Raw genomic sequence first — 25295 nt, 5'->3', positions numbered from 1 at the left:
AACAACTCCTCGGGAGAAGATCGGTCACTGACAGGCCCGGAGGAACCACTCCCGCTCGAGGGCATGCAGCTCGTCGCGCTCGACGAGAGCCCGGCGGCCGGAGTACACCGTGGCGATGCCGACGCCGGCGCGGTCGTCGACGCCGGCGGACGCGAGGTAGAAGAGCGTCGTCCCGCCGTGCCACCAGGCCAGGCCCTCCGGGTGGTCCAGCCCGCGCCAGCCCAGGCCCTGGACGAAGTCGGGCACGTCGCTGCCGTCGGGCATGGTGAACCCGCCGGGAACGGCGAAGTACTGCTCCCGGGCCCGGCGCATGGCCCGGGACAGCGTCGAGCCGCCCGCGTCGGCGGCGAGGTTGGCCTCCACGAACGTGAGCAGGTCGTTCACCGTCGAACGCAGTCCGCCCTGCGGGAGCATCACGTCGTGGTACCAGTTCGGGCACGGCTGCCCCGACGCGTCGTAGGCGTACATCATGCGGCCCTGCTGCTCCGAGGAGAGCGTGTAGCCGGTGTCCGCGAGACCCAGGGGCGCGCAGACCGTCTCCTTCAGCAGCTCCTCGTACGGCTTGCCGGCCACCAGCTCCAGGATGTGGCCGAGCGTCCCCATACCGATGACCGAATAGGTCCAACCCTGGCCCGTGGGATAGGTCAGCTCGGCGGTCTCGAGGTCGGCGTAGAGGTGTTCCTTCTTGTAGCGCAGGTAGTGGGTGTACGTGCCGAACGGCGGCTCGGTCCCGCGCAACTCCTCGTCGATGAGTCCCTGGTGGATCGCCCCCACGGAGCCGAGTCCGGAGCTGTGGGTGGCGAGCTGCTCGATGGTGATCGACGCGATGTGCTCCGGGAGCCGGAGCTCCCTCGGGAGGTGCGCGCCGATCGGGTCGTCCAGGGCGATCAGTCCCTGGGCCTCCAGCATGGCCAGGACCGTCGTGGAGAAGACCTTGGAGACCGACCCGATCTCGTAGATCGTGTCCGGGCCGGGCAGCGGCGCCTGCTCGGCGCCCGGCGCGCGCAGGGCCCGGATGTGGCGCTCGCCCCGCACCGTCAAGCCGATCGTCAGCGTCGCCTCGGGGCGGGTGGAGAGGTACTCCTCGGCGTCTTTCTCGATGCCGGCCACCAGGCCGGGGATGTCGACGGCACTCAACGGCGCACCCTTTCACCTAGTGAAGTAGGCGCAGATTACCCCAACAGAAGCGACCACGCTAGGTCTCTCCTCATCCACCTGGGAACGACGCGTTCGTCGTTGACGGAGGCTTCTTGATAGTGAATTATGCCCAGATCGACTCTGTCTTCTAGGCACTAGAACGGCCTCAGCGGCCGTCTCCGGGAGCCTTCGGGAAGTGGGTGATCCACGTCGCACGGCAGGTACGCACGGTCCTGGCCGTGGCCACGGCGGCCCTCGCCCTCGCGGCGTGCTCGGCCGGCGAGGCCACGGAGCCGGTCGCGGCCGACCCCACCGCGACCCCGGCGACGGGCGGCACGCTGCACATCGCCGACGAGCGGGAAGCGTCCGCGCTGAACCCCTACACCGCGATCGACAACAACTCCGCACGCGTCTTCGCCCAGATCCTCGAGACCCTGTTCCGGACCGACGAGAACGGCGAGGTCGTGCCCTGGCTGGTCGAGAGCAGCGAGGCGAACGCCGACTTCACCGCCTGGACGTTCCGGCTCCGCGAGGGCGTCACGTTCTCCGACGGCACCCCGATGACCGTCGACGACGTCGTGTACAGCATCGACACGGTGCGGCAGTCCGAGGCGTGGGTGTCGATGTTCGCCGAGATCGAGACGGTCGAGGCGACCTCGCCGTCGACGGTCGTGGTCACGACGTCGGTGCCCTCCCCCGCGCTGGAGGCCAGCCTCTCGCTGCCGTTCGCCCCGGTCGTGCCCGCCGACCTCGCCGGCATGACCCCGGAGGAGTTCGGGCAGCACCCCATCGGCACCGGGCCGTTCCGGCTGGAGTCGTGGACCAGCGGGCAGCGGATCACGCTGGTGCGCAACGAGTCCTACTGGGTTCCCGGGCGTCCCTACCTCGACAGCATCGTCTTCGAGGCGGTGCCCAGCGACAGCAACCGGACCCAGCAGCTGCGCGGTGGCGACCTCGACATCATCGCGACACCGCCCCGGCCGCAGCTGGCAGCGCTGGACGAGGCGCCGGCGACGGTCGTCGGCGAGTTCGCGATGGCGTTCCCGAACTACCTGCTGCTCAACCAGGAGTCGGGCGCCTTCGCCGACCCGCGGCTCCGGGAGGCCGTCGACCTCGCGATCCACCGCGACAACATCCTCGCGGCGGCGGGCGACGGGGTCGGTGAGCTCGGGGGATCCTTCCTCGCGCCCGCCCTGGACTTCCACGACGAGTCACTCGAGCCGGTCACCCGTGATCCGGAGCGCGCCGAGGAGCTGCTCGCCGAGGCGGTCGCCGACGGCGCGGACCCGCACTTCACCCTCTCGATCTCCGCGGGCGGCACGTACGCGAACCTGACCGCGCAGATCATCCAGGAGAATCTCGAGGACGTCGGCTTCACCGTGACCATCGAGCAGCTCGACGGCGCGACCGTCCTCGCCGAGGTCGGCGCGGGCCGCTACGACGCCACCCTCTTCACCATGACCAGCGACATCATCGATCCGCTGGAGGTCATCGGTTACTACGTCGACCTGAACGCGCTCTGGACGGGCGGCGAGATCGACGAGGTGGCCACTCTCCTCGAGGCGGCCAAGCAGGCGGTGGACCAGCAGACCCGAAGCGACCTGTACGCGCGGATCCAGCAGGTCGTGTACGACGACCGCAGCCTGGTCGTGCTCGGCTACCAGCCGTGGATCTGGGCCTGGCGGGCCGACGTGGTCGGCTACGAGGTCCCCATGACCGGTGTCCCGTGGCTGGCCGACACCGGATTCCGGGAGTGAGCGATGGCCTTCGCGAGGTTCTTCGTCAGCCGCCTGCTGCAGGCCGTGCCGGTCCTCCTCGGCGTGACGCTGGTGGTCTTCGTCCTGATCCATCTGGTGCCGGGCGACCCGGCCCAGACCGCGCTCGGGCCGCGGGCGACCCCTGACGCGATCGACGCGCTGCACAGCCAGTGGGGGTTGGACCAGCCGCTGCACGAGCAGTACCTGCTGTTCATGGAGCGGCTGCTCGGCGGCGACCTCGGCACGTCATTGCGCTTCGGCCAGTCGGCCGGCGACCTGATCGCCGCCCGGCTGCCCGTCACCCTGTGGCTGATCGTGTACGCGGCCGTCCTGGCCTGCCTGTTCGCCGTGCCGCTGGCGCTGTGGGCGGCGTCGCGTCCGGCGGCGCTGCGCGACCGGGTCGTCCGGGTCATCTCGGTCGTCGGCCTCGGCGTGCCGGGATTCTGGCTGGGGCTGGTGCTGATCGAGGTGGTGTCGGTGAACTGGCTGCTGCTGCCGGCCGCCGGCGTCGAGCCGGGCTTCCTCGGCCACATGGAGTCGCTGTTCCTGCCGAGCCTGACCATCGCCGCCGGCATGACCCCGCTCGTGGTCCGGAGCCTGCGCGCCGAGGTGCTGCGGGTCACCGAGTCCGACTTCGTGACGACGGCCAGGGCCAAGGGGCTGACGCCGCACCAGATCCGGATGCGGCACCTCCTGCGCAACGCCCTCGCGCCGTCGGTCACGGTGCTCACGGTGAACGTGAGCTTCCTCATCGGCGGCACGCTCGTGATCGAGCGGGTCTTCGGCCTCGGCGGCCTCGGCGACCTGATGCTGACCGGGATCGACGCCCGGGACTTCCCGCTCGTCCAGGCCGTCACGCTCGTGCTGGCCGTCCTGGTCGTCTTCGTCAACGTCCTCGGCGACCTGGCGCAGGCGCTGATCGACCCCCGGGTGGAGGTCCAATGAGCGTCAGCAGCAGCCTGTCCCGCACCCGCGTGGCGTCGTGGTACGAGCGGCGGTCGAAACGACTGCGGCGGCGCTCACCGCGCGGCGCCGACGCGTCGCTGGCGATCGGCCTGGTCATCATCGGCGCCATGATGCTCGCGGCGCTCTTCGCGGGCGTGTTGTCGCCGGCCGACCCGACCCGTCAGGACATCCCCAACGCCCTCGCTCCGCCCGGTACGGACGGTCACCTGCTCGGGACCGACGCGCTGGGCCGCGACATCCTGTCCCGGCTCCTGTACGCCGCCCGGACCGATCTCTTCGTCGCCGTCGGCGCGGTGCTGCTCCCGCTGGTCATCGGCGTCGCGATCGGCACGATCGCCGGGTATCGGGGCGGGATCGTCGACCGCGTCGTCACCGGGGTGGTCAACGTCGTCTTCGCCTTCCCCGTGCTGGTCCTCCTGATCGCCCTCGTGTTCATCCTCGGCCCCGGCATCCCGACGATCATCGTGGCGGTCACGCTGGTCAGCTGGGTCTCCTACGCCCGCCTGGCCAGAGACCTGGTCCGCCGCGAGCGATCACTGGACTACGTGCTCGCGGCCAGGGTGAGCGGGCTGCCGACGTGGCGGATCCTCGGACGGCACATCCTGCGCAACATCATCGCGCAGCCGGTGACCTTCGCGATGTCCGACGCCGTCGCCATCATCCTGTTCATCACCGCGCTCGGCTTCCTGGGGCTGGGTGTGCCACCGCCGGCGCCGGACTGGGGCACCATGATCGCCGACGCCCAGCCCTACTTCACCACGCACTGGTGGCTGGCCGTCTTCCCCGGCCTGGCCATCTGCGCCGCGGGACTCGGCCTGTCGCTGATCGCCGACGGGCTCTCGCAGAAGTGGAACGCCCAGTGAGCCGGCCCGACGTCGCGGACCGGCGTCTGTTGTCCGTCCGGGACCTGCGGCTGCGGGTCGGCGGTGAGGCCCACGACGTGGTGCGCGGCGCGTCGCTGGACGCGGCCCGCGGCGAGGTGGTCGGCATCGCCGGCGAGTCCGGGTCCGGGAAGTCGTTGACCCTGCGGGCGATCGCGGGGTTGCTGCCCACGGGCGTCACCGTCGCCGGGGGCGACATCGAGGTCGACCGGGTCGATGTGGTCAAGGCCGGCCCGCAGACGCTGCGGAAGCTGCGCGGCGCGACCGTCGGCATGGTCTTCCAGGAACCGATGACGGCGTTGAACCCGACGATGCGGATCGGGCGGCAGATCGCCGAGGCCGCGCTGGCGCACGGCGACCTCTCCCGGTCCCAGGCGAAGGCCCGGGCGATCGAGCTGCTGGAGCGGGTGGGCTTCCCCGAGCCCGCTCGGCGCTACCGGCAGTTCCCGCACCAGTTGTCCGGCGGGATGCGCCAGCGCGTGGTCATCGCGATCGCTCTGGCCGGGAACCCGTCGCTGCTGCTGTGCGACGAGCCGACCACCGCCCTGGACGCCACCGTCACGCTCAGGATCCTCGATCTGCTGACGGACCTCGTTCGCGACCTCGGCATCGGGATCGTCTTCGTCACGCACGACCTCGGCGTGGCGGCACGCATCTGCGACCGGATCGCGGTGATGTACGCGGGCCAGGTGGTGGAGGAGGGACCCACGGCGGAGCTGCTGCGCCGTCCGCGCCACCCGTACACCCTGGCGCTGCTGCGGGCCGTCCCCACCCGTGACCGCGACATCGACGGCCTCCGGGCGATCCCCGGCAACCCGCCGCAACGCGGCGAGGAGCTGCCCGGCTGCGCGTTCGCCCCCCGATGCGAGTACGCCGAGCCCGCGTGCCGGAGCGAGATCGAGCTCGTCCCGGTCGACGACGACCGCTCGACCTCCTGCCGGCGCCATTCCGTGCTGGCCGCCATGGCGGGAGGACACCATGACTGAACCGCTGCTCGAGGTGCGGGATCTGGCGGTGACGTTCGGCTCCGGTCGTGGCTGGGGCGGCGACCGGGGCAGGATCCACGCCGTCCGGGGCATCGACTTCTCCGTGCGTCCCGGCGAGGCGTTCGCCCTCGTCGGCGAGTCGGGGTCCGGCAAGTCGACCACGGCCAAGTGCGTCGCCGGGTTGCAGAAGCCGACCCGCGGCTCCATCTCGTTCGCCGGGTCGCCGCTGGACCCGGCCCGCAACCGCGAGCAGCGCCGGGCGATCCAGATGGTCTTCCAGGACCCGTACAGCAGCCTCAACCCGCGCATGACGATCGGCGCCGCACTGGTCGAGATCCTGCGCGTGCACCGCCTCGCCGGCAGTCGCGCCGCCGCGGTGAAGCGGGCGGCCGAACTGCTCGACCTGGTGGGCATGCCCCGCAGCGCCCTGGATCAACGTCCCCGCGCCTTCTCCGGTGGCCAGCGCCAGCGGCTCGGGGTGGCGAGGGCGCTGGCCGTCAACCCGTCGCTGCTCGTCGCCGACGAACCCGTGTCGGCGCTGGACGTCTCCATCCAGGCCTCGGTGCTGCTCCTGCTGAAGCGGCTCCAGCGTGACCTGGGCCTGACCATGCTGTTCATCTCGCACGACCTCGCCGTGGTCAGGCAGCTGTGCGACCGCGTGGCCGTGATGGCCGACGGGCGGATCGTCGAGGAGGGCGCTGTCGGCCGCGTGTTGTCCGAGCCGTCGGCGGACTTCACCAGGACCCTTCTCGCGGCGGCGACGGACCTGCCGCCGTTGGACCTGGACCTCGATCTCGACCAGGACCACCGGTCACCGAAGCGGAGGAGCACGCGATGACGTACGGGACCCTCGGACGCGCGCCGTTCGGAGCGCCGACCCCGGACCGCGCTCCACGCGACGTCTTCGACGCCTATCGGCAGGTCGATCCGGCGGCGCCGAGATCGTTCGAGGCGGGCATCCCGATGCGCGACGGCGTCGAGCTCGCGGCCACCGTGCACCTGCCGGCGGCCGCGGTCCTCCCCGCACCGGCGATCGTGCGCGGGACCCCTTACAACAAGGACGCCGGGATGCCGGCGGACATCAGCCGGAAGGTCGAGGCCGGTTACGTCCACGTCCGGTACGACGTCCGCGGGCGAGGGAAGTCCGAAGGACTGTGGCACCCGTTCACCATCACCGAGGCGCAGGACGGGCACGACGTCGTCGAGTGGGTGGCGGCGCAGGACTGGTGCGACGGCGCGGTCGGCGCCGAGGGCCTGAGCTACGACGGGTGGACCACGATGGCGACCGTCAGCCAGAACCCGCCGCACCTGCGGGCGGCCACCCCGTTCTCCGCGGCCGGCCGGTGGCAGCAGGAGATCCCGTACACGTTCGGCTGCTTCCAGCTGTTCTTCGTGTGGTGGTGGGCGGCCGTCCGGCGCCGGATCATGGACTCCAGCCTGGACGTGCCCGCCCTGTTCGACCTGCTCCCGGTCCAGGCGATGGGCGAGGCCCTCGACACGGCCGGCCCGGGGTGGGCGGAGTGGATGGAGCACGACGCCCTCGACGACGTGTGGCGCGGCCGCCGCTTCGACGGCGCTTACACCTTCGACGTGCCGACGCTGCACGTCACCGGCTGGCACGACCGCGAGGACATCCAGGCCGCGTTCCACCACTACGAGCAGATGGTGGCGCACTCCCCCGCCCGCGACCGGCAGTGGCTGCTCGTCGGGCCGTGGAGCCACGTGTCGTCGTACTACCCGACGAGCACGTACAAGGGCATCGAGTACCCCGGCGGGACCGTCGACATGGCCGGCATCCAGCTGCGGTTCTTCGACCGGTTCCTGCGCGGCCAGCACAACGGTGTCGACGACGAGCCGCGGGTGCAGCTCTACGACCCCGGCGCGAAGTCGTGGCAGGTGCGGCCGTCCTGGAAGGGCGGCACCGAGGCGCTCAGCCTCTACCTCGGCGACGACGCCTCCCTCGGCGCCGCCCCCGGCACGGCGGGGTCGCAGAGCTACCGCTACGACCCGATGTCGCCCAACGGCCTGAGCGTCGACCTGGAGAACCTGCCCCTGGAGCCGGACCTGGACCTCGTCGAGCTCGAGGCCCAGCCCGGCGTCGTGTCCTGGACCAGTGAGCGGTTCGACGACGCCGTGACCATCCGCGGCTGGGGCGAGGTCGAGCTGTGGGCGTCCACCGACGGCGAGGACACGGAGTGGCACGTCAAGCTCGCCGACGTCGACGAGGAGGGCCGGGCGCTCTGCGTGGCCTGGGGCTGCCTGCGTGCGTCGCACCGCAACGACCTGTCGGCGCCGGAGGCCGTCACGCCCGGCGCGGTCGAGCGCTACTCGATCGAGCTGACCCCGATGTTCCACACGATCCGGCCGGGCCACCGGATCAGGCTGGTGCTCGCCAGCTCGGAGTTCCCGTGGTTCGCGCGGAACCTGAACACGTTCGAGCCCATCGCCACGCAGGCCGACCCACGCGTGGCGCACAACAGCGTCTTCCACGGCGGCGAGCGGCCGTCGCGGATCCGATTGGAGATCGAGTCATGACCCGTGATGCCACAGACCCCGGGACCGCAGCGCTGACGGGAGCGTCCGCACTGGTCACCGGTGCCGCGTCGGGCATCGGCGCGGCCGCCGCCCGGCGGCTCGCGGCGGCCGGCGCGACGGTCGTCGTCGCCGACCTCCAGGCGGCCAAGGGGAGCGCGCTGGCCGACGAGATCGGCGGCGTCTTCGTCGAGGTCGACGTGACCCGCACCGAGCAGGTCCAGGCCGCCGTCGAACGGGCCGTCGAGCTGGCACCGCTGCGCGCGGTGGTCTGCTCGGCCGGCTTCGCGCCGGCCCAGCGGACCATCGGCCGCGACGGCGAGTTCGCCTCGGCCCACGACCTCGAGCTGTACACCAAGGTCCTCGGGGTCAACCTGATCGGCACCTTCGACACGATCCGCCTCGCCGCCACCGCGATGAGCCGCAACGAGGCCGACGCCGACGGGGCACGGGGTGCGATCGTCGCGTTCGCGAGCGTGGCCGCGTTCGACGGCCAGATCGGCCAGGCCGCGTACTCGTCGTCCAAGGGCGGCATCGTGGGCCTCACGCTCCCGGTCGCCCGCGACCTGTCGGTCAGCGGGATCCGGCTCAACACGATCGCGCCCGGGCTCGTCGACACGCCGATCTACGGCGTGGGCGAGCAGGCCGAGGAGTTCAAGGCCCGGCTGGGCCAGTCGGTGCTCTTCCCCAAGCGGCTCGGCCGGCCCGACGAGGTCGCCCGCATGGTGCTGGAGTGCCTGACGAACCCCTACATGAACGGGTCGGTGGTGCGGGTCGACGGCGGCGTGCGGCTACCCCCGAAGTAGCCGGCCGTGACGTCGACGCCAACGTTCGCCGCGATCCCCAAGCGGGAGGGATTGCGGGTGAGCGTCGCCCGGGCCCTGCGCACGGCCATCGTCTCCGGCGAGATGGAGCCCGGCGCCGTGTACTCCGCGCCGAGTCTCGGGCAGCACTTCGGGATCTCCGCGACGCCGGTGCGCGAGGCGCTGCTCGACCTGGTCGGCGAAGGGCTGATGTCGGCGGTCCCGAACAAGGGGTTCCGGGTGGCCGAGGTGTCGGAGCAGGACCTCGACGAGATCACCGACCTGCGCCTGCTGCTCGAGCCACCGGCCGTACGCCGCGCGATCGCGTCGATCCCCGGCCGTGACGTCCCCGTCCTGCGCCGGCTCGCCCAGGAGGTCGCCGACCGCGCGAGCGCCGGCGACCTGATCGCGTACAACGAAGGCGACCGGCGTTTCCACCTCAGGCTCCTCGACTACGCGGGCAACCAGCGCCTCGTCGACCTGATCGCCAGGCTGTGCGACCAGACGCGCCTGGCCTCGCTCGCCCCGCTCATCGAGCAGGGCGCGCTCGTGGCCGCCGCCACCGAGCACCTCGAACTCGTCGACCTGATCGAGGCGGGCGACGACGTGGCCGCCGAGGCGCTGATGGAACGCCACCTCGCGCACCCGTAGGCGCCCGGCGCCCTCCCCCGCCCGGCGCCGTCCCCCGCCCCCAGCGCCGTCCCACCGCCCCCAGCGCAGCCCGCGCCCCAGCGCCGTCCCACCGCCCCCGCGCAGCCCGCGCCCCAGTCCCCCGCCCACGTTGATCTTGGAGTACTTCGGCCATCTATCGGACATTTCGCCCGCCAGCGCCGAACAACTCCAAGATCAACTGGGGCGGGGGCGGAGCGGGGCGGCGGCGCGGGGCGGCGCGGCGGGGGCGGGGCGGCGCGGCGCGGGGCGGCGCGCGCGGAGCGGGGCGGGGCGGCGCGGAGCGGGGGGCGGCGCGGCGGGGGCGGCGCGGGGGCGGTGGTGGCCGCGCCCGGTGATCAGCGGAAGGGCGAGGCGCCCAGGGAGGCCAGGACCTCGGCATCCAGCGGGATGTCCGCGATGCGGTACGCCGGGGGCGTCTCGCCCATGAGGTGACGGACGAGGTAGTCCCAGCGCCGCCGGAGCCAGTACTCCTGATGCACCATCAAGGAGTGCTCGGCGTTCGGGACGATGAGCAGGTCGAAGTCCTTGTTCGCCGCGATCAAGGCGCCCACCAGCCGCATCGTCAGATGAGGCGTGACGTTGTCGTCCATCTCGCCGTGCACCAGGAAGAGCCTGCCCTTCAGGTTGCCGGCGAGCGAGGCGTTGGAATGGGTCGCGTAGTCGAACTCGTCGGGCCGGCCGAAGAACTTCTCCCCCCACCATGCGTGGTAGGTCTTGTCGTCGTGGTCGCCCGACGACGAGACCGCGACCTTGAAGAAGTCGGGGGCCTGCAGCAGCGCCCTGGCGGACCCGAGTCCGCCGCCGGAGTGGCCGAAGATGCCGACGCGGTCCAGGTCCATCCACGGCCGGGTCTCGGCAAGCTGCGTGATCGCCGCGACGTGGTCGTCGACGTACTGGCCGACGCCGTGCAGGCGCTCGTGGTCCTGGAACGCCTTGTGCCGCAGCGCGGTCCCCCGTGCGTCGACGGCGACGACGGCGAAGCCGAGCGCGGCGAACACGTGCCCGTGGCGCGAACCGGTCAGGGCGCCGCCGGACAGCGGGAACCGCAGCGGCGTGGTCGACACCTGCGGGCCGGCGTAGATCTCGTCGAGGACGGGGTACTTCCGCGACGGGTCGAAGTCGAACGGCGTGTAGATGGCGCAGTAGAGGTCGGTCACGCCGTCGGCCGCCTTGACGACGACGCGTTCCGGCGGTGTCCAGCCCGCGGCGTAGAGGGCCGCCGCGTCCGCCTGCTCGAGGTCCGTCACCACCTCGCCGGTGGACCCGTCGCGCAGCACCGATACCGCGGGGACGTCGATCCGGGACGTGACGTCGACGAAGAACCTCCCGGACCTCGACGGCAGGCAGTCGTGGTCGAGTCCGTCGGACGTGATGGCCGTGACCTCGCCACCGTCCAGCGACACCGAGTAGAGCTCCTGCAGGTAGATGTCGGCACCGGGCTCACGACCGGCCGCGGTGAAGACGACGCGCCGGGCCCGCTCGTCGACGCTCACGATCCTGCGGACCAGCCAGTCACCTGACGTGACCGTGGTGACGGCGCCATCGGGGCGGTGCAGGTACAGGTGGCCCCAGCCGCTGCGCTCTGACCACAGCAGCACCTCGCCCGAGCTCAGCACCTTGACGTTGCGTTCGTGGTGGTGGGGCGCGTACAGGATCTGGGTCTTGCTGGTCTCCTCGACGAGCACGGTGTCCGCCCCGGTCCGCGGGTCGAGCTCGCGGACCCTGGACGTCTTGTCGCCACGATCACCCCACACCCAGTGGATCTTGGTGCCGTCGTCGTTCCACCAGAGGAACCCGTAGGCGATGGTCGGCACGAACGGCGTCGGGATCGGCCCGGCCGCCGACCACGTCGCCGTCCCGGTCGCCGCGTCGAAGACGACGAACTCGGCCGTGGCGATCGTCTCGTCACCGACCAGCGGGTAGTGGTAGCTCATGGGCGTGGGACGCCCGCCGTCCGCCGGTGTGGAACGCACCAGGTGCATGAGCTCGACGCCCCGCTGATCGAGCCGGTGGGTGACGAACCGGCTCGAGTCCGGCGACCACACCACCTGCGGCGGCAGGGTGAAGCCGAGGTTCTCCTGCATCACCAGCGACGCGACCGCGTCGTTCATCGAGCCGTAGGAGTACGACTCGACGCCGTCGGTGGTGAGCCGCCGCTCCTCGTCGGTCGCGGTGTCGCGGATGTACAGATCGTGGTCGCGCACGCCGACGGACCAGCGGCCGTCGGGCGAGCGGACCTCGGCCGGGTGGGCCGGGCCGACGACGGCTGCCGCATAGGTGTCGAGCGAGACCTCGATGCGCCGGTCGCCGACGACGACCTGGACCGCACCGTCGACGAGGTCGATCGCGACGAACGGAAGCGCTGCCGGATCGAGCTCGTCGTCGACGACACCGCTGAGCGACTTCGCCAGCCGGGCGTGGTCGAACGCGGGCCGCTTCGTGCCCGCCACCGCGTCGACCAGGACGAACTCGGAGCCGTTCGCGGTCGTCCTGCGGTACCAGAACGTCTCGGTGTCCCGGATCCAGACCGGGCTCACCCGCGGCGCGTCGACCAGCTTCTTGAAGTGGTGCGGCAGCAGTGCCTCGGCCCGGGCGTAGCGGGCGGCAAGATCCGTGGTCACGACGTTCACTCCTCGAGTCAGCCGACGTACCGGGCGCCGGTGAAGAACTGCGGTCCCTGCCCTGATCCGATCTGCCCGATGCCGCTGCTGCCCCACATGCCCATCACCGGGTCGGAGTCGGGCGGGCCGTAGGGCGAGTTCAGCCGCACCAGGCCGGCGCGCAACCGGCGGCCCACGTCACGGGCGGCATCGCGATCGCTGGCGAACACGTAGCCGGCCAGGCCGTAGGAGTGGTCGTTCGCGATGGTGACCGCCTCGTCGAGGTCCCGGTACGTCCGGACCAGCAGGGCGGGCCCGAAGATCTCCTCGCGGAGGTCCGGGGCGCTGTCGGCGACCACCACGGCCGGCGCGGCGAAGTGGCCTCCGGACTCCGGCACCTTCCCGTATCGGCGCACCTCGCAGCCGCGCGCGGCGAACTGGGCGAGCTGCTCCTCGACCCGGCGGCGATGCGGCTCGTGTGCCAGCGGACCCAGCTGGGTGGCGGGGTCGGCCGTGCCGCCGATGGTCAGCGCGTCGAGGACGGTCGCGAACGCGTCCAGGTAGCCCTGCGCCTCGGCCTCGGGGACGATGATGCGTCGCGGCGCGACGCAGTACTGCGCGTTCAGGGTCAGCATCGCCGTGACGACGTGCTCGGCCACCGTCGCCGGGTCCTCACCCGCGAGCACCACGACCGGGTTGTTGCCGGACAGCTCGAGGTCGACGGGTTTGAGCTGCGCCGCGCAGGCCTGCGCCACGGCGGTGCCACCGGCCACCCCGCCGGTGTAGGAGACGGCGGCGACCCGCTCGTCGCGGACCAGGGAGGCGCCGACCTCGCTGCCGCCGTGGACGATCTGCACGACGCCCGCGGGCAGGGTCGCCTGGACCGCGTCGGCGAAGATCCCGGTGAAGTGCGGCGCCCACTCCGACGGTTTGATGATCACCGGGCAGCCGGCCGTCAGGGCGTCGGCGGTCTTGACCATCGCCAGATGGGCCGGAGCGTTCCACGGGAGGAACACCGCGGCCGGGCCCCACGGGAGCCGCCACTGGTCGCTCGCACCGGCCGACGTGGCCTGCTCGACGTGGCCGAACCCCTCCTCGATCTGCGCGGCGCCGGCGTCCAGGAGCATGGCCACGGCGCCGGCGAACGCGGTGATCGTCGTCTGCGGCACCCCCGTGTCCTGGGCGTCGACCCGGGCGATCTCGGCGATGCGGCCCTGCAGCTCGAGACGCAGCGCTCGCAGGGCCGCCGCGCGTTCCGCGCGCGGCAGCCCGAACCAGGTCCCGTCGGTGTGCGCCGCCCACGCGGTGGCCAGGGCCGCGTCGACGCTCGCGGCGGAGCTGGCCAGTTGCGGGTGCAGTTCCCGCCCCGTGTCGGCGTCGGTCAGGACCGGGTCCAGGGTCTCCGCCGGGATCGCCGACGTCGTGCCCACCAGTTCCCGGATCGTGCAGTCGTGACCGCTCACCGTGACATCAGACGGTCGGCTCATGCGGCGCCACCTCCATCACTCCATTCGGCGAAAGGCCCGGACCGCCCGAGCCTCCCTGGGCTGTGACCTCCGCACGCATCGATGCCGCGACCTTCTCGCCGACGAGGATCGCGGTCAGGTTGGTGTTCGCCCGTGGCACCCACGGGAGGATGCTCGCGTCGGCCACGCGCAGGCCGTCGACGCCGAGGACGCGGCCGTGCGGGTCGACCACGGCCTGCGGGTCGTCCGGCGCGCCCATGCGGCATGATCCGGTCGCGTGCACCGTGTCGCTCACGGAAGCGAGGGCGAAGCGCGCGAACTCGTCGTCGGACATGGCCTCGGCCGGGTCGGCGTTCACGGAGCCGAGGTTGCCGAGGCTCATGGCCGACGCGATCGCCGCCAGCTCCGGCTGCGCGGCGAAGGACCGCAGCTCCTCGGTCACGGCGCGGAACCTCTGCAGGTCGTCGGGGTGCGACAGCAGGTCGAAGTCGACCAGCGGGTCGGTGGCCGGGTCGGTGGAGGCGAGCCGGACCGAGCCGGTCGAGGTGACCCGGTTGACCCAGCCGACGACGCCGGCGGCCGGCACGCCGAGGCCCAGCGCGCCCGTCACCGCGATCATGGCGTCGTTGGCCTCGCCCCCGACACCGGTGGTGAACCGCACGCAGACCTGGCCGCGCATGGGCACGCCGCGGTAGTCGACCTCCTGGTGCAGGCCGAGGCCCAGCGCGATGCTCGGGTGGTCCTGCAGGCCGCGCCCGACCGGAAGGTCCGCGACGGAAGCGATGCCGGCGTCGCGCAGCTCGCCGGCCGGGCCGACGCCCGAGCGCAGCAGCACCGCCGGCGAGTGGATGGCGCCGGCGGACACGACGACCTCGGCGGCGCGGAACTCGACCGGAGCACCACCGACGATCGCGCGCACGCCGGTCACCCGGTTCCCCTCGAACAGGATGCGGTCGACCAGCGCGTCGCCCACGACGCGCAGGCCGGGACGGTCGCGCGCCGGTTCGAGGTATCCGTCGTTGGTCGAGACCCGGACCGTGCCGAAGCTGTTGAGCGCGTAGGGCGACACCCCGGTCGAGCCCGGCGCGTTGTGGTCCGGCGCCCACGGGTGACCCAGCCGCCGGGCGGCCCGGTCGACGGCGGCGTCGACGGCGGCGAAGTCCTCGTGCCGCGGACGGGTGATCGGGATCGGCCCGTCGCCGCCGTGGTACGGCTCGTCGCCGAAGTCCAGGTCGTTCTCGAGCCGGCGCAGCAGCGGCAGGAGGTCGTCGTGACCCCAGCCGGCGCAGCCCGCGGCGGCCCAGCCGTCGAAGTCCTCGACGGTCGCCCGGATCGCGAACAGCCCGTTGACCGCGGAGCTGCCGCCGACGCCGCGGCCGCGCGCGTACGGCAGCCGGTCCTGCACGGGCGTCCGCGCGGCCAGCAGTCCCGGGAACATGTGGGTGTTCAGCAGGGTCGCGGTCGGCTGGACGATCATCGGCTCGATGCTGCGGATCTCCGGGAGCGCGTCGGCCGAGCGGTAGTCGGGGCCGGCCTCGAGGACGAGCACCCCGCGGCCCTCGTCCTCGGTCAGCCGGGAGGCCAGCGCCGCGCCCGCGGAGCCGGCGCCCACGACGATGACGTCGTAGTCGGTATCGTTCACGGCTGGTCCTCCCCGCGTCCGCTCAGGTGGACGGCGAAATGGCGTTCGACGGTGCGGTACATCGTCATGACGTTCTCCGGGTTCTGGAAGCCGTGCCCCTCGTCGTCGGCGACGAGGTACTCGACGGCGACGCCGCGGGCGCGCAGCGCCTCGACGATGGCGTCGGACTCCGCCTTGACCACGCGGACGTCGTTGGCGCCCTGAACGACCAGCAGTGGCGTCCGGATGCGGTCGACCATCGTGATGGGCGACCGGGCCAGCAGGTCGGCCTCCTGCTCGGGGTCGGCGGGGTCGCCGCAGTAGAGCAGGAAGTTGTTCACCATCTGCGGGTGCAGGAACTCCGGCAGCGTGCGCATGAAGTTCGGCAGGCTGGAGATGCCGCAGTAGTCGACCGCCGCGGCGAAGTAGTCCGGCGTCACCGTGACCCCGACCAGTGCCGAGTACCCGCCGTACGAGCCGCCGAAGATGCCGATGCGGGCGGGGTCGGCGTAACCCTGCTTCACCGCCCAGTCCGCGGCGTCGATGACGTCGTCGTGCATCGCCCCGGCGAACTCCTTGATCGCCGCCGTGGTGTGCCGCCGGCCGTAGCCCGACGACCCGCGGAAGTTCACCTGGAGCACCGCGTAGCCGCGGTTCGCCAGGAACTGAGCGGTGGGGTTGTAGCCCCACACGTCGTGGAACCACGGGCCGCCGTGCAGGTACAGCACCAGCGGCAGGCCGGTGGGCTCGACGCCGACCGGGAGGGTGAGGAAGCCGTGCAGCGGCAGCCCGTCGCGCGCCGCGAACGCGACCGGCGTCATCGGCGCCAGCTCCGCCGGGTCCAGCCGCGGGTAGGGCCGGAACAGCAGCCGGCTCCGGCCTGTCTCGTGGTCGTAGAGGTAGGTGAGGCCCGGCTCGCGGTCGTGGGCGAACGTCGCGACCCACCACCGCTCCGACTCGTCCGACGACAGCCCCGCCAGCACCCCGTCGGACAGCTTCGAGAGCGCCGCATACACCTCGGCGAACCCCGGGTCGACGACGTGGATCACGGGCCGGTCGCCCACGAACCGCGCCGCGAGCACCTCTCCCGTGCGCCGGCTGGTGAACAGGGTCGCGGGCGCCGCGGGCGAGACGGCCTCGGCGATGCACAGGCTGTGCCCGGGCTGGCCCGCGACGGTGGTCTGCTCGCCGGTCGCGATATCGACGCGGACCAGCCGCAGGTCGTCGGAGTCCTGGTAGGACCCGACGAGCAGCCCGCCGCCGTCGGGGGTGATCCGGGTCGGGTGGACACCGAGCGGATGCTCGGGGCCGCCCTGCCGGTGGAACAGGCGACGCTCGCCGGTCGCCGCGTCGACGGCGTGGTACTCGAACGTCCCGTCGTCGGCCTGCGACTGGGCGACGACCTCGCCGCCGGGCCCGAAGACGAACCCGCCGCTGCGGTCCGGGTTCTCCCGGTGCAGGACCGTCTCGCCGGTGGCGACGTCGATCCGGAACACGTCGACGTCCAGCGGCCGGCGGTTCATCGAGACGAGGACGCTGCCGGGCACGGCCTTGAACGGTTCGACGTGCATCACCCGGGACCCGCGGGCCATCGGCGTCAGGTCCGCCGCGGGCTCGGCCGGCGCGTCGAGGTCCACCCGATGCAGGTGCCAGTCCTCGTTGCCGTCGGTGTCCTGCAGGTACAGCAGCCACCGCGGGGAGTCGGTCCAGAAGTAGCGCCTGATGCCCCGCCGGTCGTCGTGTGTCACGCACACCGCGTCGGCGTGCTCCTCGTCGATGCCGCGGACCCAGACGTTCGTCCGCCCGCTCCACGGCGCCAGGTAGGCCAGCCGCGTCCCGTCGGGCGAGATCGACGCGCCGGAGAACTCCGGGTCGGCGAACAGCTCCTCGACCTCGATCGGTCCCGGGGCGGTCACGACGACCGCCCGCCGAGGTGCTCGGCGAGGAAGCGGTCCATGGCGTGGAACATCGCGACGAGGTTCTCGGGGTTCTGGAACCCGTGGCCCTCGTCGTCGGCGACGATGTACTCGACCGTGACCCCTCGCGCGCGGAGGGCGCCGACGATGTTGTCGGCCTCCTCCTTGACGACCCGGGAGTCGTTGGCGCCCTGGACGACGAGCAGCGGGGTCCGGATGCGGTCGACCATGGTGATCGGCGACCGCGTGAGCATGTCGGCCTCCTGCGCCGGGTCCTCGGGGTCGCCGACGTAGCGGTACCAGCTGTTGCCGATGAGCGGCTTCAGGAACTCCGGCAGCGTGCGCATGAAGTTCGGCAGGCTGGAGATGCCGACGTAGTCGACCGCCGCGGCGAAGAAGTCCGGGGTGACCGTGACCCCGACGAGCGTCGAGTAGCCGCCGTAGGACCCGCCGTAGATCCCGATGCGGGCCGGGTCGGCGTAGCCCTGCTCGACGGCCCAGTTCGCCGCGTCGATCAGGTCGTCGTGCATGGCGCCGGCGAACTCCTTGATCGCGGCGGTGATGTGCTTCGCGCCGTACCCGGACGAGCCGCGGAAGTTCACCTGGAGCACGGCGTAGCCGCGGTTGGCCAGGAACTGGATCTGCGGGTCGAACCCCCAGGAGTCGTGACACCAGGGTCCGCCATGCACCTTCAGGATCAGCGGCAGGCCGGCGGCTTCGACGCCGACGGGCAGGGTGAGGAACGCGTGCAGCGGCAGCCCGTCGCGCGCCGGGAACGCGACCGGCGTCATCGGCGCCAGCTCCGCCGGGTCCAGCCGCGGGTACGGCCGGAACAGCAGCCGGCTCTCGCGCGTGCCGTGGTCGTAGTAGTAGGTGAGGCCCGGTTCCCGGTCGTGCGTGAACGTCGCGACCCACCGCTGTTCCGACTCGTCCGACGAGACCGCCGCCAGCACGCCGTCGGACAGCTTGGACAGCTCCGCGTACACGTCCGCGAAGTGCGGGTCGAGCACCTGGAGCTCCGGACGCTCGCCCACGAACCGCGCGGCCAGGACCTCGCCGGTGCGCCGGCTGGTGAACAGGGTGGGCGGATAGGTGCGCGCGACGTACCCCATCGTGCAGAGGCTGTGGCCGTCCAGCGCCGCGACCACGGTCTCGGCGCCGGTCTCGGCGTCGACCCGGACCAGGCGCAGGTCGTCGGTGCCCTGGTAGGCGCCGACGAGCAGGCCCTTGCCGTCGGCCGCGACGTGCGCCGGGTAGATGCCCATCGGGTACTCCGGGCCGCCGGCCCGGTGGAACGGGCGCAGCTCACCCGTCTGCTCGTCGACCGCGGAGAACTCCCACACGCCGACCTCGGCGATCCGCGAGTAGAAGACCTCGCCCGCCCGGCCGAACAGGAAGTGCCCCGCGGACTCGGGGTTCTCCCGGTGCAGGGTCGTCTCGCCGGTGGCGATGTCGACGCGGAACGCGTCGACGAACATGTGCCGGCGGTTCATCGACACCACGACCGTGCCCGGCAGCGACGACATCGGCGACACGTCCATGACCCGGGACCCGGGCGGCAGCGGCGTCAGGTCGACGGCGGGCTCGTCCGGCGCGTCGAGGTCCACCCGGTAGAGGTGCCAGTCCTCGTTGCCGTCGGTGTCCTGCAGGTACAGCAGCCACCGCGGGGAGTCGGTCCAGTAGTAGGTCTTGATGCCGCGTCGCGCGTCGTGCGTGACGCACACGGCGTCCTCGTGCTCCTCGTCGATGCCGCGGACCCAGACGTTCGTCCGCCCGCTCCACGGCGCCAGGTAGGCGAGGCGTTTCCCGTCGGGCGAGATCGACGCGCCGGAGAACTCCGGGTCGGCGAACAGCTCCTCGACGTCGATCACCCTCGGTGCGGTCATGACGCGTCTACCTCGCCGTCTCGGGCCGGGCCCGCTCGAGCATCGCCAGATAGGAACCGCCGCTGACGAGGTCGAGCTCGGCCTGGTCGAGGCCGCGTTCGCGCAGGCCCTCGACGAGGTTGCCGAGGCGGCTGGCGTCCTCCATGCCCTCGGGCCCGACGGCGTAGACGTCCGGGCCGATCTCGTTCAGCCCGTAGGCGTTGTCCGGGTCGGCCTGCTTGAGGCCGGCCGAGATCATCTCGATGGGCGAGCCGGAGTAGTCCGCCCCGATCGCCAGGTGCTCGGCGCCGACCAGGCCGTAGATGTGCATGGCGTGGTCGAGCACGTCCGACAGCGTCGCCTTGTAGGGGTCCTCGGTGACGTAGCCGCGGTAGGTGGTGATGCCGATGACGCCGTTGCGCGCGGCGACGGCCTTGATCTGCTCGTTGGTCAGGTTGCGCCGGTGCGGGGAGACGGCGTCGGCGTTGGCGTGGGAGACGAAGATGTCGCCGTCGTAGATGTCCAGCGCGTCCCAGAACGACGCCCGCGACATGTGCACGAGGTCCACCATGAGCGGCAGCGACTCCAGCTCCTTGAGCACCTGCTTGCCGAGGTGGCTGAAGCCGCCCTCGCCGAAGCGCTCGTTGCAGCCGGTGCACAGCAGGTTCTGCATGTTGTGCGAGAACGTGAACGTGGTGACGCCCAGCTCGGACATGGTCTCGAGGGCCTCGAAGTCGCCGACCAGCGCGCCGTAGCCCTCGAACGAGATGAACAGGCCGAACGACCCTTCGGGACGGTTGTCGAAGTCGGCCCGGGACGTGCAGAACGTGATCTCGCCCTCGGAGCGGCGCGCCTCCGACAGCAGCATGCCGATGGTGCTCCAGTCGGAGATCTGCATGATGGCCCCGGTCAGGCCGCCGGCCCGCCACGCCTCCAGATAGTTCTCGCGCAGGATCTGGGCGTGCCGGTCGGCCCGGTGCCCCTCCATCACGTGGGCGATGGTGGGGCCGACGTAGATGTTGATCATCTCGCTGCTCCTTCTGGCGCTGACGAGCCCGCCGTGGCCAGGACGCGGGCGTAGAAGTCCCGCTCGGCCTCGAGGGCGTGGACGAGGTTCTCGGCCTTCGCGAACAGGTGGCCCTCGCCCGCGTAGACGTGGTGCTCGTGCTCGACGCCGCGCTCACGCAGCACCACGGCGATCGCCTCGGCCTGGTCGGCCGGGACCACGTTGTCGGCCTCTCCCTGCAGGAGGATCAGCGGCGCCGTGATGTGTTCGGCCGCCGTGACCGGCGAGCGCTCGGCGTAGAGCTCCTTCGTCTCCGGCAACGGTCCGATCAGCGAGTCGAGGTAGCGGGACTCGAACTTGTGCGTGTCCGTCGCCATCTTGTAGGCGTCGGCGACGCCGTTCATGCTGCCGCCGGCCGCGAACACATCGCGGAAGGCCATGGCGCACAACGTCAGCCAGCCACCTCCGCTGAGGCCGCGGATCACCAGCCGCGACCCGTCGGCCAGCCCCTTGGCCACGAGGTACTCGGCACCCGCCACGGCGTCGTCGACGTCGACGACGCCCCAGGTGCCCTTGAGGGCATCGCGGTAGGCGCGCCCGTAGCCGCTGCTGCCGCGGAAGTTGAGCTCCAGGTAGCCGTACCCGCGGCTGGTCCAGTACTGCTGGCGCAGGTCGAGCACCGGCACGACGTGGCCGGTGGGGCCGCCGTGGCAGTTGACGATCAGCGGCGGCGGGCCGTCGACGGGCACGGTCGGCGGGTACCAGAAGGCGTGCGCCACCGCGCCGTCGGTCGTCGGATAGGTGATCGCCTCCGGCACCGCGATGGTCGCGGGCGCCTGGGTGCCGTTGTCGCGCACCACCTCACCGGCCCCGCCGGTCGCCGGGTCGAGCAGGACCACCGCGGGAGCGTGCCGGTACCCGGCGGCGATGACGGCGATCCGGTCGCCCACGACGGTCGGCGAGACGAACTGCGTGTACGGCGTCGCGATCTCGTCCAGCCGCCCGTCGGGGTGCCGGATGCCCAGGTGCTCGACACCGTCGATCGTCCACTTCACCACCAGCCGGCCGTCGGCGAAGACGTCGAGGCTGCGCAGGCCGAGGAACCACACCGGCCCGCCCATGTCGGCCTCCATGCTCACCAGTGGCGCCGTGCCACCAGCGCGATAGAGGTTCCACCAGCCGGTGCGGTCGCTGAGGAAGAGCAGCTCGCCGTCCGGCGTCCAGGTGGGCTCCAGGACGGACTCGCCGGCCGAACCGGCGACGAGGGTCGCCGGGCCGATGCCGCCGGGCGCGAGGCCGGCGGCCCACAGCCGCGTGCCGTCCCACGGCATCTGCGGGTGGTCCCAGGTGATCCAGGCGATCCTGGTCCCGTCGGGCGACACCCGCGGCGAGCCCACGAAGTCGTGGCCGGCGTCGAGGACGACCGGGTCCTCCTCATCGTCCAGGCGCGCCCGCACCAGTTCGTTGGCGATGCGGCCGTCGTCGTGGTGCTGCTCGCGGACGGCGTAGAGATGCTCGCCGCTCACCACGAAGTCGCTCCAGCGGACGGTCTTGCCCGGCGCCGCCGGGGTCACCGCGACGCCGCGCCGCACGCTGTGGACGCGCTGGTCCTCGCTGTCGCACAGCAGCACGTCGCCGTCCGGCGCGACGCCGTACGGGATGCCGCCGTAGCCGACGATGTTGCTGCTCGACCGCCCCGGCGGGGTGAGGTCGACCGGCTCGGCACCCGGTTCCCAGCGGACCACGACCGTGCGGGCCTGCGCCGGCCGGGTCTCGGTCCACAGCAGTGCGTCGCCGTCACCGCGCAGCCAGTTGAACGCCCGGGCCGGCGCGAACACGTCCGCCGCGGACAGCGCGCCGGCCGTCATGCACCGATGCCCGTCCGGACGGAGGCGAGGAACTCCACCAGGTCGGCACGGGTCTGGGCCAGCGACGGCTCGTGCAGGTAGATCATGTGCCCGGACTCGTAGCGCTTCTTGGTGACGTTGCCCGCCACGTCCGGGTGCAGGTGCAGGTGGTCGAACGTCAGCTCGGCCGGGAAGAACGGCGTGCCGAGGTCGTAGTAGCCGCTGAGCAGGAACACCTTCAGGTGGGGTGAGCGGTACATCGCTCCGCGCAGCAGCGTGGCGACCTCCAGCTGGGGCGTCCAGATGCCCATCTGCTCGCTCTCGCGGTGCTTCCACTCGAAGCGCGGCCGGATGTGGCGGTACAGCAGCGGCCGGTCGGCGTCCCAGCCGAGATCGCCCCGCAGGTACTTGGTCAGCGCGGCCGTCGCCGCGCCGGTGGGCGCCGTGTAGCTCGGGTCGTTCTCGAACGCCTCGCCGGCGGAGTCGGAGTCGACGCCGGTGAAGCGGGTGTCGAGCCGGCCGACGGTGCGTCCCCGGTCGCGCAGCAGCTCCTTCATGAACCGCCAGAGGGTCACCCGCAGGTTCGCCCGGAGGAAGTAGTCGGCCGAGATGCCGGTCAGCTCGGAGAGCCGGGTGGCGATGCGCTGCTCCTCGGCGGCGGTGAGCCGGCTGCCCTTCAGCAGGGCCACGGAGTACTCGTTCAGGGCGAAGTCCTCGGCCTCCGCCACGACCGTCGCCAGGTCGCCGGAGATGACGCCGTGGTACAGGGCGGTCGCCGCGTAGCTGGGCAGCTGGCCGACCGGGCCGTTGTTGACGCCCACGCCGAAGGTCGTTCCCGCGACGTCCATGAGCGAGGACAGCAGGATGACGCCGTCGACGAACAGCCCCGGCACCTGCTGCAGGTAGTCGGCCACCGCCGGCGCCCGCAGCGTCCCGTAGCTCTCGCCGAACAGCACGATCGGGCTGTCGCCGCGGCCCTCGCGGGCGATGAACTCCAGCACGAAGTCGCCGACCACGGCGGCGTCGACCTCGATCCCGTAGAACTCCTTGGGATCCACGCCGGGGGCGGTCCGGCTGAAGCCGGTGCTCGGCGGGTCGAGGAACACCAGGTCGGCGACGTCGAGGAGCGAGTGCTCGTTCTCCTTCAGCTCCCACCGCGAGGCGTCGACCAGCGGGTCGCCCTCGAACACGACGCGGCGCGGGCCGTAGCTGTACATGTGCAGCCAGATCGTCGACGAGCCCGGGCCGCCGTTCCACACGAACACCAGCGGCCGGTTCCGGCTCGACGACACCTCGTCGCGCAGGTAGGCGGTGTAGAAGATGGCGACCTTCGGCTTGCCCTGCTCGTCGTCGTCGTGCATGACGAGGCGGCCGGTCTTGGCCGTGTACTGGATCCGCTCGCCGCCGATGGTGACGGCGTGCCGGCTGACGAACTGCTGGTCCTCCAGCGGCTTGGCGTCCGCGACCTTGTCGGCCTCGGCGGCGGTGGGCTCAGTGGTCGCGGCTTCCGGCATCGATGTCTCCCAAGAGGTCGGCGGTGTTTGGACTGTACGACTATGTCAATAGAGCGTCAATAGGATGTGCTTTACATTGAGCTACCGCAGCGTGACGAGAAGGGTTGACCATGTGCGACATGGAGGCGGCGGTACGCCTGGTCCGCGACCGCACGCCGACCTACGTCCTGCGCGTCGGCGCCGAGGCCGGCGGGCGTCCCACGTCGGACCTGCGTCGCCCGGACGTCACGACCGCGCTGGTCGACGAACTGGGCCACCGGATCGGCACCGGCGAGGCCCGGGTCGCGGTCTCGACCCTCTTCCTCGGCTACGCCGCCCGGTTGTGGTGCCTCGCCCTCGGCACCGCCGAGCTCACCGGCCGCAGCCTCGACCTGGACCCGGACGTTCTGGGCTGGTCCAGCTCCGCCGGCACGCTGACACTGCACTGCTCCGCGCCGCGCCCCGGCGGCACGCCCGCCGAGGAGGTGGTGGACCGCCAGCTGGGGCCGCTGGCCCACGCCTGGAGCCGCTGGATCGCTCCCGGCGCCCTGTGGGGCAACGCAGCGTCGGCCGCGCGCGGCGCGGGCACCGTCCTGGGCCCCGCGGCGATGTCGTTGGCCGAGGAGGCGCTCGCCCACCCGCTGCTGGCGAACCGGCTCGACCCGAACACCCACCGGCGCGCCAGCTGCTGCCTGTTCTACCGCGCCCGGCCCGGCGGCTACTGCGGCGACTGCCCGCTGACCCCGCATCAGGGCTTCGACGGGCGCGACCGCTCGAGCATCCGCAGGTAGGACTCCCCGCAGACCAGGTCGACCTCGTCCGGGGTCAGGCCGCGCTCGGCCAGGCCGGTGGCGATCGCGCCGAGGTTGCTCGCGTCCTCCAGACCCTCCGGGCCGTACGTGTACAGCTCGCGGCCGCGGCCCTTGATGCCGTGGGCGCCGTCGGGGTCGATCAGGTCCAGCACGGGCAGCAGCATCTCGACGGGTGACTCGCAGTAGTCGGCGCCGATGCTGAGGTGCTCCGGTCCGACCATGTCGTACATGTACATCGCGTGGTCGAGCAGGTCCGACAGCGTCGCCTTCAGCGGCTCCGGCGACACGTAGCCGCGGAACGTGTTGAGCCCGATCGTGCCGTTGCGCTCGGCGACCGCCTTGATCTGGTCGTCGGTCAGGTTCCGCGGGTGCGGGCAGAGCGCGTCGGCGTTGGAGTGCGACACGAACAGGTCGCCGTCGTAGAGGTCGAGCGCGTCCCAGAACGACGCCCGCGACATGTGCACGAGGTCGATCATCATCGGCAGGGACTCGAGCTCCTCGAGCGTCTGCTTGCCGAGATGGCTGAAACCGCCCTCGCCGAAGCGCTCGTTGCTGCCGGTGCAGAGCAGGTTCTGCAGGTTGTGCGAGAACGTGAACGTGGTGACGCCGAGCTCGGACAGCGTGTGCAGCGCCTCGAAGTCGCCCGCGAACGACCCGTGGCCCTCCAGCGAGAGGAACAGGCCGAACGATCCCTCCGGGCGGTTGTCGAAGTCGGCCCGCGTCCTGCAGTACGTGATCTCGCCCTCGGAGCGGTCGATCTCCGCGAAATAGGCGTTGATGGACGGCCAGTTCGAGACCTGCACGACGGCGGCCTCGAGACCGCCCGCACGCCACCGCGGGATGTAGGTGGAGCGCAGCACCTCCGCCTTGTTGCCCGGGATGCCGTGGTTGGCCATGACGTCGTAGATGACGCCACCGACGTAGCTGTTGATCAC

Annotated in this window: 19 protein-coding genes; 9 read left to right on the top strand and 10 right to left on the bottom strand. The window is 71.8% G+C overall.

Annotated elements, in window-relative coordinates; all coding sequences use genetic code 11:
• Nucleotides 1-24: 24 nt before the first annotated feature.
• Nucleotides 25-1137 (bottom strand): serine hydrolase domain-containing protein, encoded by a 1113-nt coding sequence (locus tag DZA62_RS27065; protein ID WP_116952058.1) that lies wholly within the window; start codon nucleotides 1135-1137, stop codon nucleotides 25-27.
• A 239-nt stretch (nucleotides 1138-1376) separates the two neighbouring features.
• Between DZA62_RS27065 and DZA62_RS27060 the strand changes: the two genes are divergently transcribed.
• From DZA62_RS27060 to DZA62_RS27025, 8 genes are read left to right on the top strand one after another with little or no spacing between them, the layout of a single operon-like run.
• Complete coding sequence (locus tag DZA62_RS27060) at nucleotides 1377-2894, top strand: ABC transporter substrate-binding protein (RefSeq protein ID WP_157987940.1); 1518 nt, start codon at nucleotides 1377-1379, stop codon at nucleotides 2892-2894.
• 3 nt (nucleotides 2895-2897) lie between these two features.
• Nucleotides 2898-3839 (top strand): ABC transporter permease, encoded by a 942-nt coding sequence (locus tag DZA62_RS27055; protein ID WP_116952056.1) that lies wholly within the window; start codon nucleotides 2898-2900, stop codon nucleotides 3837-3839.
• The gene (locus DZA62_RS27050; protein WP_116952055.1) at nucleotides 3836-4723 is read left to right on the top strand and encodes an ABC transporter permease; all 888 of its coding nucleotides are present in this window, start codon (nucleotides 3836-3838) and stop codon (nucleotides 4721-4723) included. Before DZA62_RS27055 ends, DZA62_RS27050 begins: the two co-directional genes overlap by 4 nt.
• Entirely contained in the window at nucleotides 4720-5727 is a 1008-nt protein-coding gene (locus DZA62_RS27045; protein ID WP_198664241.1) for an ABC transporter ATP-binding protein, read from the top strand. Before DZA62_RS27050 ends, DZA62_RS27045 begins: the two co-directional genes overlap by 4 nt.
• A complete protein-coding gene (locus DZA62_RS27040; protein ID WP_116952053.1) occupies nucleotides 5720-6565 on the top strand; it encodes an ATP-binding cassette domain-containing protein in 846 nt (281 codons plus the stop codon). Before DZA62_RS27045 ends, DZA62_RS27040 begins: the two co-directional genes overlap by 8 nt.
• Nucleotides 6562-8262: a CocE/NonD family hydrolase gene (locus DZA62_RS27035; RefSeq protein WP_116952052.1), complete on the top strand. Its 1701-nt coding sequence runs from the start codon at nucleotides 6562-6564 to the stop codon at nucleotides 8260-8262. Before DZA62_RS27040 ends, DZA62_RS27035 begins: the two co-directional genes overlap by 4 nt.
• Nucleotides 8259-9065 carry an SDR family oxidoreductase gene (locus DZA62_RS27030; protein ID WP_116952051.1) on the top strand — a complete coding sequence of 269 codons (807 nt, stop codon included), beginning with the start codon at nucleotides 8259-8261 and terminating at the stop codon, nucleotides 9063-9065. Before DZA62_RS27035 ends, DZA62_RS27030 begins: the two co-directional genes overlap by 4 nt.
• A gap of 6 nt (nucleotides 9066-9071) precedes the next feature.
• Complete coding sequence (locus tag DZA62_RS27025; RefSeq protein WP_198664240.1) at nucleotides 9072-9713, top strand: GntR family transcriptional regulator; 642 nt, start codon at nucleotides 9072-9074, stop codon at nucleotides 9711-9713.
• 356 nt (nucleotides 9714-10069) lie between these two features.
• Here the strand turns inward: DZA62_RS27025 and DZA62_RS27020 are convergent, their stop codons facing one another.
• Genes DZA62_RS27020 through DZA62_RS26985 form a run of 8 tightly spaced genes read right to left on the bottom strand, consistent with a single transcriptional unit; the run spans nucleotide 10070 to nucleotide 23569 of the window.
• Complete coding sequence (locus tag DZA62_RS27020; protein WP_198664239.1) at nucleotides 10070-12355, bottom strand: S9 family peptidase; 2286 nt, start codon at nucleotides 12353-12355, stop codon at nucleotides 10070-10072.
• Nucleotides 12356-12372: 17 nt separating this feature from the next.
• Nucleotides 12373-13821 carry an aldehyde dehydrogenase family protein gene (locus DZA62_RS27015; protein WP_116952049.1) on the bottom strand — a complete coding sequence of 483 codons (1449 nt, stop codon included), beginning with the start codon at nucleotides 13819-13821 and terminating at the stop codon, nucleotides 12373-12375.
• Nucleotides 13805-15442 carry a GMC family oxidoreductase gene (locus DZA62_RS27010; protein WP_116952048.1) on the bottom strand — a complete coding sequence of 546 codons (1638 nt, stop codon included), beginning with the start codon at nucleotides 15440-15442 and terminating at the stop codon, nucleotides 13805-13807. The genes DZA62_RS27015 and DZA62_RS27010 overlap by 17 nt, the downstream gene beginning before the upstream one ends.
• A complete protein-coding gene (locus DZA62_RS27005; protein WP_116952047.1) occupies nucleotides 15439-17337 on the bottom strand; it encodes a S9 family peptidase in 1899 nt (632 codons plus the stop codon). The genes DZA62_RS27010 and DZA62_RS27005 overlap by 4 nt, the downstream gene beginning before the upstream one ends.
• Entirely contained in the window at nucleotides 17334-19223 is a 1890-nt protein-coding gene (locus tag DZA62_RS27000) for a S9 family peptidase (RefSeq protein WP_116952046.1), read from the bottom strand. Before DZA62_RS27000 ends, DZA62_RS27005 begins: the two co-directional genes overlap by 4 nt.
• Nucleotides 19224-19230: 7 nt before the next feature.
• Nucleotides 19231-20229: a dipeptidase gene (locus DZA62_RS26995; protein ID WP_116952045.1), complete on the bottom strand. Its 999-nt coding sequence runs from the start codon at nucleotides 20227-20229 to the stop codon at nucleotides 19231-19233.
• Complete coding sequence (locus DZA62_RS26990; RefSeq protein WP_116952044.1) at nucleotides 20226-22076, bottom strand: S9 family peptidase; 1851 nt, start codon at nucleotides 22074-22076, stop codon at nucleotides 20226-20228. Before DZA62_RS26990 ends, DZA62_RS26995 begins: the two co-directional genes overlap by 4 nt.
• Nucleotides 22073-23569 carry a S10 family peptidase gene (locus tag DZA62_RS26985; RefSeq protein ID WP_116952043.1) on the bottom strand — a complete coding sequence of 499 codons (1497 nt, stop codon included), beginning with the start codon at nucleotides 23567-23569 and terminating at the stop codon, nucleotides 22073-22075. Before DZA62_RS26985 ends, DZA62_RS26990 begins: the two co-directional genes overlap by 4 nt.
• Nucleotides 23570-23679: 110 nt before the next feature.
• Between DZA62_RS26985 and DZA62_RS26980 the strand changes: the two genes are divergently transcribed.
• Complete coding sequence (locus tag DZA62_RS26980) at nucleotides 23680-24339, top strand: (2Fe-2S)-binding protein (protein ID WP_116952042.1); 660 nt, start codon at nucleotides 23680-23682, stop codon at nucleotides 24337-24339.
• Here DZA62_RS26980 and DZA62_RS26975 read toward each other — a convergent pair.
• Nucleotides 24297-25295 (bottom strand): dipeptidase, encoded by a 999-nt coding sequence (locus tag DZA62_RS26975; RefSeq protein ID WP_116952041.1) that lies wholly within the window; start codon nucleotides 25293-25295, stop codon nucleotides 24297-24299. The two genes, DZA62_RS26980 and DZA62_RS26975, sit on opposite strands and share 43 nt — an antisense overlap.

Origin of the sequence: Jiangella endophytica, from assembly GCF_003427025.1 — a bacterium.
GTDB classification, from domain to species: domain Bacteria; phylum Actinomycetota; class Actinomycetes; order Jiangellales; family Jiangellaceae; genus Jiangella; species Jiangella endophytica.
This window is presented reverse-complemented; position numbering and strand designations above follow the sequence as displayed.

Coding starts and splice junctions, on each gene's coding strand:
- DZA62_RS27000 (WP_116952046.1), bottom strand. CDS start 19,223: ATGACCGCACCGAGGGTGATCGACGTCGAGGAGCTGTTCGCCGACCCG.
- DZA62_RS26980 (WP_116952042.1), top strand. CDS start 23,680: ATGTGCGACATGGAGGCGGCGGTACGCCTGGTCCGCGACCGCACGCCG.
- DZA62_RS26990 (WP_116952044.1), bottom strand. CDS start 22,076: ATGACGGCCGGCGCGCTGTCCGCGGCGGACGTGTTCGCGCCGGCCCGG.
- DZA62_RS26995 (WP_116952045.1), bottom strand. CDS start 20,229: ATGATCAACATCTACGTCGGCCCCACCATCGCCCACGTGATGGAGGGG.
- DZA62_RS27050 (WP_116952055.1), top strand. CDS start 3,836: ATGAGCGTCAGCAGCAGCCTGTCCCGCACCCGCGTGGCGTCGTGGTAC.
- DZA62_RS27035 (WP_116952052.1), top strand. CDS start 6,562: ATGACGTACGGGACCCTCGGACGCGCGCCGTTCGGAGCGCCGACCCCG.
- DZA62_RS27055 (WP_116952056.1), top strand. CDS start 2,898: ATGGCCTTCGCGAGGTTCTTCGTCAGCCGCCTGCTGCAGGCCGTGCCG.
- DZA62_RS27040 (WP_116952053.1), top strand. CDS start 5,720: ATGACTGAACCGCTGCTCGAGGTGCGGGATCTGGCGGTGACGTTCGGC.
- DZA62_RS27015 (WP_116952049.1), bottom strand. CDS start 13,821: ATGAGCCGACCGTCTGATGTCACGGTGAGCGGTCACGACTGCACGATC.
- DZA62_RS27030 (WP_116952051.1), top strand. CDS start 8,259: ATGACCCGTGATGCCACAGACCCCGGGACCGCAGCGCTGACGGGAGCG.
- DZA62_RS26985 (WP_116952043.1), bottom strand. CDS start 23,569: ATGCCGGAAGCCGCGACCACTGAGCCCACCGCCGCCGAGGCCGACAAG.